General features: G+C 73.0%; 9 protein-coding genes. 8 read left to right on the forward strand and 1 reads right to left on the reverse strand.

From position 1 onward, the window contains the following. The first annotated feature begins 96 nt into the window (after window positions 1–96). From AC27IY_RS36505 to AC27IY_RS36515, 3 genes are all read left to right on the forward strand, one after another. Window positions 97–2,034 carry a hypothetical protein gene (locus AC27IY_RS36505; protein ID WP_487180827.1) on the forward strand — a complete coding sequence of 646 codons (1,938 nt, stop codon included), beginning with the start codon at window positions 97–99 and terminating at the stop codon, window positions 2,032–2,034. A gap of 94 nt (window positions 2,035–2,128) precedes the next feature. Then, entirely contained in the window at window positions 2,129–3,106 is a 978-nt protein-coding gene (locus AC27IY_RS36510) for an aldo/keto reductase (RefSeq protein ID WP_364444002.1), read from the forward strand. A gap of 50 nt (window positions 3,107–3,156) precedes the next feature. Continuing rightward, complete coding sequence (locus AC27IY_RS36515; RefSeq protein WP_371251982.1) at window positions 3,157–3,642, forward strand: GNAT family N-acetyltransferase; 486 nt, start codon at window positions 3,157–3,159, stop codon at window positions 3,640–3,642. A 49-nt stretch (window positions 3,643–3,691) separates the two neighbouring features. On the opposite strand, the gene AC27IY_RS36520 is transcribed toward AC27IY_RS36515, so the two are convergent. Continuing rightward, window positions 3,692–3,982 carry a hypothetical protein gene (locus AC27IY_RS36520; protein ID WP_344212586.1) on the reverse strand — a complete coding sequence of 97 codons (291 nt, stop codon included), beginning with the start codon at window positions 3,980–3,982 and terminating at the stop codon, window positions 3,692–3,694. A 201-nt stretch (window positions 3,983–4,183) separates the two neighbouring features. On the opposite strand from AC27IY_RS36520, the gene AC27IY_RS36525 reads away from it, so the two are divergent. Genes AC27IY_RS36525 through nirD form a run of 5 tightly spaced genes read left to right on the forward strand, consistent with a single transcriptional unit; the run spans window position 4,184 to window position 11,658 of the window. After that, window positions 4,184–5,494, forward strand: coding sequence for an MFS transporter (locus tag AC27IY_RS36525; RefSeq protein ID WP_423450919.1), 1,311 nt, complete (start codon window positions 4,184–4,186; stop codon window positions 5,492–5,494). Between the two features lie 2 nt (window positions 5,495–5,496). After that, window positions 5,497–7,518, forward strand: a complete 2,022-nt coding sequence (locus AC27IY_RS36530; RefSeq protein WP_487180828.1) for a molybdopterin oxidoreductase family protein — start codon at window positions 5,497–5,499, stop codon at window positions 7,516–7,518. After that, window positions 7,515–8,909 carry an FAD-dependent oxidoreductase gene (locus AC27IY_RS36535; RefSeq protein WP_364444015.1) on the forward strand — a complete coding sequence of 465 codons (1,395 nt, stop codon included), beginning with the start codon at window positions 7,515–7,517 and terminating at the stop codon, window positions 8,907–8,909. The genes AC27IY_RS36530 and AC27IY_RS36535 overlap by 4 nt, the downstream gene beginning before the upstream one ends. Next, window positions 8,906–11,335 carry a nitrite reductase large subunit NirB gene (nirB, locus tag AC27IY_RS36540; RefSeq protein ID WP_423450917.1) on the forward strand — a complete coding sequence of 810 codons (2,430 nt, stop codon included), beginning with the start codon at window positions 8,906–8,908 and terminating at the stop codon, window positions 11,333–11,335. The genes AC27IY_RS36535 and nirB overlap by 4 nt, the downstream gene beginning before the upstream one ends. Next, window positions 11,332–11,658, forward strand: coding sequence for a nitrite reductase small subunit NirD (gene nirD, locus AC27IY_RS36545; RefSeq protein ID WP_364444019.1), 327 nt, complete (start codon window positions 11,332–11,334; stop codon window positions 11,656–11,658). Before nirB ends, nirD begins: the two co-directional genes overlap by 4 nt. The last annotated feature ends 135 nt before the right edge of the window (window positions 11,659–11,793 follow it).

The raw sequence follows: 11,793 nt of genomic DNA on the forward strand, positions 1-11,793 counted from the left end.
CTTCCGTGCGGCACCGACAGTTTCGACTCAATTGAACCGCCCGGTATCCGGGGGGCCGTTCGCGAGCTCAGCCCAGGAGACCGACAGGAGCGGAGTGTGGGCGTAGCACAACGGCCGGAGGTGTGGCCGGCCCCGAGTTCGGATGCCAGGCTGTCGCTCGTCCTGGGGGAGCGGGCGCTGCACGTGAACGGGGATCTGCAGACCGCGCGGCGCTGGTACGACGCCGCCTACCGCCAGGCCGAGCAGTCCGGCGACCCGATCGCGCTCGGGCTGGCGGCGCTGGGGCTCGGCGGGCGCTGGGTGCGGGAGCACCGGACGTCGGCGGAGTCCGAGCGGGTGCGTACGCGGCAGTTACGGGCGCTGTCGCTGCTCGACCCGTCCTCGCCGACGGCGCTCCGGCTGCGCATCCGGCTCCAGGGTGAGGACGACTACCGGAACGGCACGCACGACGGGATCCTGCGGCTGCTCCGCGAGACGCGGGACGCGGGGGACCCGCTCGCCGTCGCGGAGGCGCTCAGCCTGGCGCACCACTGCCTGCTCGGTCCCGAGCACGCGGCGCTCAGACGTGAGCTGGCCGACGAGCTGATCGGCCTGGCGGGGGTCACCGAGCGCCGCGGCGACCTGCTGATGGGCCTGATGTGGCGGACCGTGAACCTCTTCCTGGCCGCCGACCCGCACGCCGAACGCTGCCTGGAGGAGCTGCGCCGGCTGCTGCGCGAGCACGCCTACCTCGCGGTCGGCTACGTGGTCAACGCCGTCGAGGTCATGCTCGCCATCCGCGCGGGCCGCTTCGGCGAGGCGGAGAGGCTGGCCGGCCAGTGCTTCGAGCGGGGCGTCAAGGCCGGCGACATGGACGCCACCGGCTGGCTCGGCGGCCAGCTCGGCGCCGTCCGCTGGTTCCAGGGGCGCGCCGCCGAGCTCCTGCCCGGACTGCGCGACCTGGCCAGCTCGCCCACGCTCAGCCCGATCGACAACTCCTACCTGGCGGGACTGGCGCTGGTCGCGGCCGTCGCGGGGGATCATCGGCTGGCGGCCGGGCACCTGGCCCGCGTACGGGGGCGGGACCTCGCCGAGCTGCCCCGTTCGAGCTCCTGGCTGGTCTCGATGTACTTCGTGGCCGAGACGGCCCACCTGCTGGAGGACGCGGGGACGGCGGCGCGGGCGTACGCGCTGCTCAGCCCGTACGCCGGGCTGCCGGTGATCGGCAGTCTCGGGGTCGTGTGCTTCGGGTCGGCGGAGCACCCGCTGGGCATGGCCGCGCTGACCATGGGGGACCTGGATCTGTCCGTACGGCATCTGCGTGCCGCCGTGCAGGCGAACCTGGCGCTGGGGCACTGGCCGGCGGCGGCGCTGTCGCGGTGCCGTCTGGGGCAGGCGCTGGCGTTGCGCGACGGGCCGCGGGACACGGCGGCGCGCGCCGAGCTGGCCGGGGCGGCGCGGGAGGCCAGGGACCTGGGGATGGCGCTGCCCGGCGTGGTCGGCAGCGCGGCCTTGAGCGGGGCCGGCGAGGTGCGGCGGACGTGCCGGTTCCACCGCGACGGGCGGCACTGGCGGATCGAGCTGGGCGGGCGGGTCGCGGTGGCGGACCACAGCGTCGGCATGGCCCACCTGGCGGCGCTCGTGGCCCACCCCGGGCGCGAGATCCTGGCCGCCGACCTGGCGGCGGGCACCTGGTCGCAGGAGGGCGAGGGCTCGTCGGCGCAGCCCGTGCTGGACGACCTCGCCCGGGACTCCTACCGCGAACGGCTGACGCAGCTCCAGGCCGACATCGACGAGCTGGAGGAGATGAACGACCTGGAACGGGCGTCGGCGCTGCGGCTGGAGCGCGAGTGGCTGGTGCGGGAGCTGACGGCGGCCACGGGGATCGGCGGGCGGGCGCGGCCGTTCGCGGGCGGCGAGGAGCGGGCCAGGATCGCGGTGGGCAAGGCGATCCGGCGGGCGTTGTCGCGGATCGCCGGGGTGGATCCGGTGATCGGGGAGGAACTGCGCGCGTCTGTGCAGACCGGACTGCGCTGCTGCTACCGGCCACGGTGACGGCTCCGGCTCTCCCGCTGGATGCCGTCAGCGGAAGGCCGTGAGCGGGCCGTGGTGGAATATGAGGCAGCACAAAAGGAAGCGAGCCACCCTGATGGAACACCGCATATTGGGACGCACCGGTCGTGAGGTCAGCGTCATCGGCCTCGGCGCCTGGCAGCTCGGCGCCGACTGGGGCGAGGTCTCCGAGGACGAGGCCTTCGCCACGCTGTCCGCCGCCGCCGACGCGGGCGTCACCTTCATCGACACCGCCGACGTGTACGGCGACGGCCGCAGCGAGCAGATCGTCGGCCGGTTCGCCAAGGGCCGCCCCGGCCTGACGGTCGCCACGAAGATGGGCCGGCGGATGGAGCAGCTCCCCGCCAACTACGTGATGTCCAACTTCCGCGCCTGGAACGAGCGCTCCCGCCAGAACCTCGGCGTGGACACCATCGACCTGGTGCAGCTGCACTGCCCGCCGACGCCGGTCTACTCGACGGACGCGGTCTTCGACGCCCTCGACACGCTGGTCGCGGAGAAGAAGATCGCCGCGTACGGCGTCAGCGTGGAGACCTGCGAGGAGGCGCTGACCGCCATCGCCCGCCCCAACGTGGCGAGCGTGCAGATCATCCTCAACGCCTTCCGGCTGAAGCCCCTGGAGCGGGTGCTGCCCGCGGCCCGCGCCGCCGGGGTCGGCATCATCGCCCGCGTCCCGCTGGCCAGCGGCCTGCTGTCGGGCCGCTACGACGAGAACACCACCTTCGCGCCCGACGACCACCGCAACTTCAACCGGCACGGCGAGGCGTTCGACGTGGGGGAGACGTTCTCGGGCGTCGACTTCGCGACCGGCCTGGAGGCGGTGCGGCGGCTGGCTCCCCTGGTGCCGGAGGGGGCGACGATGGCGCAGTTCGCGCTGCGCTGGATCCTCGACCAGGAGGGGGTCTCGGTGGTCATCCCCGGCGCCCGCAACCCGGCGCAGGCCGCCGCCAACGCGGCCGCGGCCGGGCTCGACCCGCTGCCGGCCGCGACGCTGGAGACGGTCAACGGGGTCTACGACGAGCTGATCCGCCCGCAGGTCCACGACCGCTGGTAGCGGGGAACGGGGGAGCGGAGCGGGTCTGACCTGGTCGTACCCTGGTGGGCATGATTCGTCCCGCTACCCCCGACGACGTGCCCGTCATCCTCGACCTGATCCGCGAGCTGGCGGAGTACGAGAAGGCCGCCCACGAGGTGCGCGCCACCGAGGAGGGCCTGCGCGCCGCGCTGTTCGGCGACCGGCCCGCCGTCTTCGCCCACATCGCCGAGATCGACGGCGAGGTCGCCGGTTTCGTCCTGTGGTTCCTGACCTTCTCGACCTGGCGCGGCGTGCACGGCGTCTACATGGAGGACCTTTACGTGCGCCCGCAGCACCGGGGCAGCGGCCTCGGGATGGCGCTCATGGGCGAGCTGGGCAGGATCTGCGCCGAGCGCGGCTACCAGCGCCTGGAGTGGGCGGTGCTCGACTGGAACGAGCCGAGCATCGGCTTCTACGAGGGCCTCGGCGCGGTGCGTCAGGACGACTGGTACAAGTACCGGCTCACCGACGAGCCGTTGCGGCGGCTGGCGGACCGCGCTCTCGATCCCGCGTGAGAACGGCGGTCACGCGGGTCACACAAGCGTGACCCGCGTGCCGTGCCGGTCAAACCCCCGCGTGCGTCCGGCTGCGCATGTCCTGGGACCTGCCGAAGGACTCCATCTCGGACTCCTCCAGCTCGCGGTGCGTCTCCTCGATCCGCAGCGCGACCCCCATCGCGAAGAACGTGGGCGCCCATTCCCCGACGAAGATGCCCCATCGGTCCGCGCGGTCGAGCCCTGCGTGCTCGGTCTGCTTCGACGCGAACCAGGAAGCGAAGGCCAGGCCGACCGAGCAGATCCCGGCCACGTACATGTGATTGGACTTGATGCCCATCTTGTGAAGTGTTTTGATCATGATTCCCCCCCTTGCTGAGTGTCGTTACCCCAGGAAGGCGGCAGTAACCAGGCGTTACGCGCACGTTTCCGGCGTGACGCTTGTGCGTGGCTTGTTACCGCGGTGAATCACCTGTAACGGATGCACAGCCACGGAAAGTGCGTGTGCGTAACGACCGATTCCTACGTTGGAGCTCCCCGACGCCGAGCGTAGGAGAGGTCGATGGCGCGCTGGATCGCCGACTGGCACCCCGATGACCCAGCTTTCTGGGAGAGCTCAGGAAGGCGCGTCGCACGGCGCAACCTGATCTTCTCGATTCTCGCCGAGCACCTCGGCTTCACCGTGTGGACCCTGTGGAGCATCGTCGCGACCAGGATGGGCTCCTACGAGTTCACCACCGACCAGTTGTTCTGGCTGGTCGCGCTGCCCAACCTGATCGGCTCGGCGCTGCGGCTGCCCTACACCTTCGGCCCCGCCAGGTTCGGCGGGCGCAACTTCACCGTGGTCAGCGCGCTGCTGCTGCTGATCCCCGCGGTGCTGCTGGCGGTCGCGGTGAACAACCCGGGCACGCCCTACTGGCTGTTCCTGGTGATCGCGGCGCTCGCCGGGGTCGGCGGCGGGAACTTCGCCTCCAGCATGGCCAACATCACCTACTTCTACCCCCGCGCCAAGCAGGGGGTGGCGCTCGGGCTCAACGCCGCGGGCGGCAACGTCGGGGTGAGCTCGGTGCAGCTCGTCATGCCGCTGGTGATCGGCGCGTTCGGGCTGGCCGCGGCCGGGTGGTTCTGGATCCCGTTCATCGTGGTGGCCGCCGCCTGCGCCTGGTTCTTCATGGACAACCTGACCACCGCCAGGGCGAACCCGCGCGAGCAGATCGCGGTGGCCGGCAAGGCCCAGACGTGGATCATGTCGTTCCTGTACATCGGCACGTTCGGCTCGTTCATCGGCTACTCCACGGCCTTCCCGCTGCTCAGCAAGAGCCTGTTCCCCGACTCCCCGTACGCGGCCGTCGCCTTCGCCGGGCCCCTCATCGGCTCGCTCGTGCGGCCGTTCGGCGGCTGGCTGGCCGACCGGCTGGGCGGCGCGCCGGTCACCCTGTGGAACTTCGCCGCGATGGGCGGCGGCGTCCTGCTGGTCTGGGCGGCCGGCGAGGGCGGCGGCTTCTGGCCGTTCTTCCTGGCCTTCCAGCTGCTGTTCCTCACCTCGGGCATCGGCAACGGCTCCACGTACCGGATGATCCCGGCGATCTTCCAGGCCAAGGCCGTGGCCGAGCGCGGCGAGGGCGAGGAGGCCCTGCTGTACGGCAAGCGGCAGGCCAGCGCCGCGATCGGCGTCATCTCGGCGGTCGGCGCGCTCGGCGGCTTCCTCATCAACCGCGCGTTCGGGATGTCGTTCGCCGCCTCAGGCTCGCCCGCCCCTGCCTTCCTCGCCTTCGGCCTGTTCTACGCCACCTGCTTCGCGCTCACCTGGTGGTGCTACGTCCGCAAGGTCGGCGTCCGGGTCGTGGCCAGCCTCGCCCACGCCAGGGTCTGACCGTGGGCGAGCCGGTGAAGACGCACTGCCCGTACTGCGCCCTGCAGTGCGGGATGGAGATCGCCCCGGAGTTGACCGTCCGGCCGAGGACGGACATCCCCGCCAACGCCTCGGGCGCGCTCTGCCAGAAGGGCTGGACGGCGGGTGAGCTGCTCACCAGCGGCGAGCGGCTCACCACGCCCCTCCTGCACGGCGAGCCGGTCTTGTGGGACGTGGCGCTCGACCACGTCGCCCGCCGGCTGGCCGCGATCCGCGCCGAGCACGGCCCCGACGCCGTGGCCGTGTTCGGCGGGGGCGGCCTGACCAACGAGAAGGCGTACATGCTGGGCAAGTTCGCCCGGGTGGCGCTCGGCACCAGCCAGATCGACTACAACGGCCGCTTCTGCATGTCCTCGGCCGCCGCCGCGTCGATCCGGGCGTTCGGCATGGACCGGGGGATGCCGTTCCCGGTCACCGACCTGGCCGCGGCCGACGTCGTCCTGCTGGCCGGCGGCAACGTGGCCGAGACCATGCCGCCGCTCGTCCGCCACCTGGAGGGGCCGCGCCTGATCGTCATCGACCCGCGCCGCAGCCCCACCGCCCGGCTCGCCTGGCTGCACCTGCAGCCCGCCCCCGGCACCGACCTGGCGCTCGCCCTCGGCCTGCTGCACCTCGTCGTCGCCGAGAACCTGGTGGACGAGGCGTACGTGGCCGCCCGCACCACCGGCTTCGCGGACGTGCGGACCTCGCTGGCGGAGTGGTGGCCCGAGCGGGTGGAGCGGATCACCGGCGTGCCCGTCCACCGGATGCGGCAGGCGGTGCGGGCCCTGGCCGCCGCGTCGAACGCGTACGTGCTGACCGGCCGCGGCGTCGAGCAGCAGGCCAAGGGCACCGACACGGTCACCGCCTTCGTCAACCTCGCCCTCGCGCTCGGCCTGCCGGGCCGCGCCGGCTCCGGCTACGGCTGCGTCACCGGGCAGGGCAACGGCCAGGGCGGCAGGGAGCACGGCCAGAAGGCCGACCAGCTTCCCGGCTACCGCAGGATCGACGACCCGGCGGCGCGGGCGCACGTGGCCGGCGTGTGGGGTGTGCCGCCGGAGTCGCTGCCGGGGCCGGGGCGGTCGACGTACGAGCTGCTGGACGCCCTCGGCACCCCCGGCGGGCCCAGGGCGCTGCTGGTGTTCGGCTCCAACCCGCTGATCTCGGCCCCGGCCGCCGAGCACGTCGCCGCCCGGATCGCCGCCCTGGACCTGCTCGTCGCCTGCGACTTCGTCCTGTCCGAGACCGCCGCCCAGGCCGACGTGGTGTTCCCGGTGACGCAGTGGGCCGAGGAGTCCGGCACCATGACCAACCTCGAAGGGCGCGTGCTGCTGCGCAGCCAGGCGGTCGCCCCGCCGGACGGCGTGCGGAGCGACCTGGAGGTCATCGCGGGCCTCGCCGCGCGGCTGGGGCACCGGTTCGCCACCGAGCCGGCCGAGGTGTTCGACGAGCTGCGCCGGGCCGGCCGGGGTGGGCCCGCCGACTACTCCGGCATCACCTACGAGCGCATCGCCGAGGAGAAGGGCGTCTTCTGGCCCTGCCCCGAGCCGGGGCACCCGGGCACCCCGCGCCCCTTCCTCGACCGTTTCGCGCACCCGGACGGTTTGGCCAGGTTCGTGCCGGTCCGGCACCGGCCGGCCGCCGAGGAGCCGGACGAGGACTACCCGGTCCACTTCACCACCGGCCGGCTGCTGGCCCACTACCAGAGCGGCGCGCAGACGCGCAGGATCGCGCCGCTCGTCCAGGCCGCCCCGGAACCCTTCGTCGAGCTGCACCCCGACCTCGCCGAGCGGCTGGAGATCGCCGCCGGGGACATGGTGCGGCTCACCAGCAGGCGGGGCGAGGCCAAGGCCGTCGCCAGGATCAGCGACGCCATCAGGCGCGACACCGTGTTCATGCCCTTCCACTGGGAGGGCGCCAACCGGCTCACCAACCCGGCGCTCGACCCGACGTCGAGGATGCCGGAGTTCAAGGTCTGCGCGGTCAGGGTGGAGAGGGACTCATGAGGCTCGTCGTCGTGGGCAACGGGATGGCCGGGTCGCGGCTCGTCAGCGAGGTGCGCGCCCGCGATCCCCATATCAGGATCACCGTGTTCGGCGCGGAGTCGTGCCGGCCCTACAACCGGGTGCTGCTGTCGGAGGTCCTGGCCGGCGGCTCCCGCCCCGACCAGGTGCGGCTGCTCGACGCCTCCTGGTACGCCGCCCACGACGTCGAGGCCGTCTTCGGCGACGCCGTCGCCCACCTCGACAGGGAGACCAGGCACGTCGTCACCGCGAGCGGCCGCCGCCAGCCGTACGACCTGCTGGTGCTGGCCACCGGCAGCGACGCCGTCGTGCCGCCGATCCCCGGCGTGGAGCGGGCCGTGCCGTTCCGCACCCTGGACGACTGCGCGCGCATCCTCGCCGCGGCCGAGCACGCCGGCCGGGCCGTGGTCGTCGGCGGCGGGCTGCTCGGCGTCGAGGCGGCCCGCGGCCTGGCCGGGCGCGGGCTGCCGGTCACGCTGCTGCACCTCGCCGGGCACCTCATGGAGCGGCAGCTCGACGTCGAGGCCGGCGAGGTGCTGGGCGAGACGCTGGCCGGGCTCGGCGTGGAGACCCGGACCGGCGTCTCCGCCGAGGCGGTGCTGGAGGACGGCGTCCGGCTGGCCGGGGGCGAGCTGGTCGAGGCCGGGCTCGTGGTGCTGGCCTGCGGCGTCCGGCCGGTCACGGGCCTCGCCGCCGAGGCCGGGCTGGAGGTGCGCAGGGGCGTCGTCGTGGACGACGAGCTGCGTACCGACGACCCGTCGATCTTCGCGATCGGGGAGTGCGCCGAGCACGACGGCACCGTCTACGGCCTGGTCGCCCCCGCCTGGGAGCAGGCCGCCGTCGCCGCCGACGTCATCACCGGCGGCAAGGCGCTCTACCGCGGCTCCCGCCTGGTGACCCGGCTGAAGGCGCGCAGCGTCGAGCTGGCCGCCATGGGCGAGACGCACCTCACCGAGGAGCACGCCGAGGTGGTCAGGTTCAGCCACCGGGCCCGCGGCACCTACCGCAAGCTCGTCATCCGCGACGGCCGCCTGGTCGGCGCGATCCTGCTGGGCGAGAGCGACGCCGTCGGCACGCTCACTCAGCTCTTCGACCGTGGCGGGCCGGTGCCGGGCGACCGGGCGGGGCTGCTGTTCCCCGGGCTGTCGGCGGCGCCCGTGGCGGCCAGTCCGACGCTCATGCCGGACGCGGCCAGGGTCTGCCAGTGCAACAACGTGACCAAGGGCCAGATCAGGGCGTGCTGGGAGGCGGGGGCGCGCGACCTGGCCGGGGTGGCCGCCGCCACCCGCGCCACCACCGGATGCGGAACCTGCCGCGACGCCGTGGAAGGCATCGTCGGCTGGCTGTGCGAGCAGGAAGGGATTTCCGTATGAAGGAGCTCGTCGTGGTCGGGTTCGGGCCGGCCGCCCATCGGCTCGTCGAAAGCCTCATGGACAGGGGCTTCGGCGGGCGGGTCACGGTGATCGGGGAGGAGCCGCGGCCGGCCTACGACCGGGTGCGGCTGACGTCGTACCTGTCCGGGACCAGCGCCGAGGACCTCGCCTACGAGGTGCCCGAGGGCACCGTCACCCGGCTGGGGACCCGCGTCACCGGCATCGACAGGCAGGCGCGGCGGGTGTTCACCGCCGACGGGGGCGCGCTGCCGTACGACGTGCTGGTGCTGGCCACCGGCTCGGCGCCGTTCGTGCCGCCGGTGCCGGGGGCCGAGCACGCCCACGTCTACCGCACGATCGAGGACCTGGACGCCATCAGGACCGCCGCCAAGGACGCGGCCGAGGGCGTCGTGGTCGGCGGCGGGCTGCTCGGGCTGGAGGCGGCCGACGCGCTGCGGGCGCTCGGGCTGAAGGCGCACATCGTGGAGATGAGCCCCTGGCTCATGCCCCGGCAGGTGGACGAGGGCGGCGGCGCGGTGCTCCGGCGGCACATCGAGGGCCTGGGGCTCGGCGTGCACGCGGGCTCGGGCGTGCGCGAGGTCGTCGTGGACGGCGCGGGCCGGGTCGCCGGGCTGCGCACGCCGGACGGGACGCTGCTGGAGGCGCAGGTCGTGGTGTTCTCGGCGGGCATCCGGCCGCGCGACGAGCTGGCCCGCGCCGCCGGGCTGGAGGTGGGCGAGCGGGGCGGCGTCGTCGTCGATCCCGGGATGCGCACCTCCGACCCGTCGATCTACGCGATCGGCGAGTGCGCGCTGGCCGGCGGCATGATCTACGGCCTGGTGGGGCCGTGCAACACGATGGCGGAGGTCGCCGCCGACCGGATCACGGGCGGCTCGGCGACGTTCACGGGCGCGGACCTGTCCACCAAGCTCAAGCTGCTCGGCGTCGAGGTCGCGCAGTTCGGGGCCATGACGGGGGCGCTCGACGTCACCTACATGGACCCGGTGGCCGGCGTCTACAAGAAGCTGTTCATCAGCGACGACGCGCGGACGCTGCTCGGCGGCATCTGCGTGGGCGACGCCTCGCCGTACGCCTCGCTGCGGCCGTTCGTGGGCAAGGAGCTGCCCGCCCCGCCGTCCGACCTGCTCTTCAGCGGCGCGGGGGCGAGCCTGGACCTGCCCGGCGACGCGCTCGTCTGCTCGTGCAACAACGTGTGCGCGGACGACATCCGCACCGCCGTCGCCGACCAGGGCGTCACCGACGTGCCGGGGCTCAAGGCGTGCACCCGCGCGGGCACCACGTGCGGCTCGTGCGTGCCGATGCTGAAGCGGCTGCTGGAGAAGTCGGGCGTCGAGGTCGGCAAGGCGCTGTGCGAGCACTTCGCGCACTCACGGGCCGAGCTGTTCGACATCGTACGGGTCCGCCGCATCACCACGTTCTCGCAGCTCATCGCCGAGCACGGGCAGGGGAGGGGCTGCGACGTCTGCAAGCCGGCCGTGGCCTCCATCCTGGCCTCGCTGCACAACGGGCACGTGCTGGAGGGCGAGCGGGCCGCGCTCCAGGACACCAACGACGCCTTCCTCGCCAACATCCAGAAGAACGGCACGTACTCGGTCGTGCCGCGCATCCCCGGCGGCGAGATCACGCCGGAGAAGCTCATCGTGATCGGCGAGGTGGCCCGCGACTTCGGCCTCTACACGAAGATCACCGGCGGCCAGCGCATCGACCTGTTCGGCGCCCGCGTCGAGCAGCTTCCGCTGATCTGGCGGCGGCTCGTGGACGCCGGGTTCGAGTCCGGCCACGCCTACGGCAAGGCGCTGCGCACGGTGAAGTCGTGCGTCGGCTCGACCTGGTGCCGCTACGGCGTGCAGGACTCGGTGGGCCTGGCGATCGAGCTGGAGCTGCGCTACCGGGGCCTGCGCTCGCCGCACAAGCTGAAGTCCGCGGTCTCCGGCTGCGCGCGCGAGTGCGCCGAGGCCCGCTCGAAGGACTTCGGGATCATCGCCACCGAGAAGGGCTGGAACCTGTACGTCGCGGGCAACGGCGGCTTCCAGCCCCGCCACGCCGACCTGCTGGCCGCCGACCTGTCCACAGAGGAGCTGATCAGGACCATCGACCGGTTCCTGATGTACTACGTCCGCACCGCCGACCGCCTCCAGCGCACCTCCGCGTGGCTGGAGTCGCTGGAGGGCGGCCTCGACCACCTGCGTGAGGTGATCATGGAAGATTCGCTGGGCATCTGCGCCGACCTCGACGCGCAGATGGCGCACCACGTGGCCACGTACGCCGACGAGTGGTCGGCGACCCTGGACGACCCGGACAAGCTGCGGCGGTTCGTCAGCTTCGTCAACGCGCCGGGCGTCCCCGACCCGTCGATCGTGTTCGAGCGCGAGCGCGGCCAGATCAAGCCGGTGATGGCCCGATGAGCGCCGCGTGGACGCCGGTGTGCGGCTACGACGACCTGCTGCCTGAGCGCGGCGTGTGCGTGCTGGTGGCGGGCCGGCAGGTCGCGCTGTTCCGCACCTGGGACGGCGGGCTGCACGCGCTGGACAACCTCGACCCGTTCAGCGGGGCGTACGTGCTCTCGCGCGGCATCGTCGGCACCAGGAAGGGCGAGCCGACCGTGGCCTCGCCGCTGCACAAGCAGGTGTTCTCGCTGGCCACCGGCCACTGCCTGGACGAGCGGGGCGTGCGCGTGCCGGTTTACGAGGTGCGGCGGGCGGGTGCGGCGGTGGAGGTGCGGACGTAGCCGTCAGCATGTGGCCGTCAGCACGAAGCAGTCAGCACGAAGCAGTCAGCGCAGTGGCTCCTCGACCGGCGGGAAGACGTGTGGGCTGCGGTGGCCCGCCGGCAGGACGCAACGGCGTCCCGTCTCGGAGCTGTC

It is taken from the genome of Nonomuraea sp. B208, from assembly GCF_057536035.1.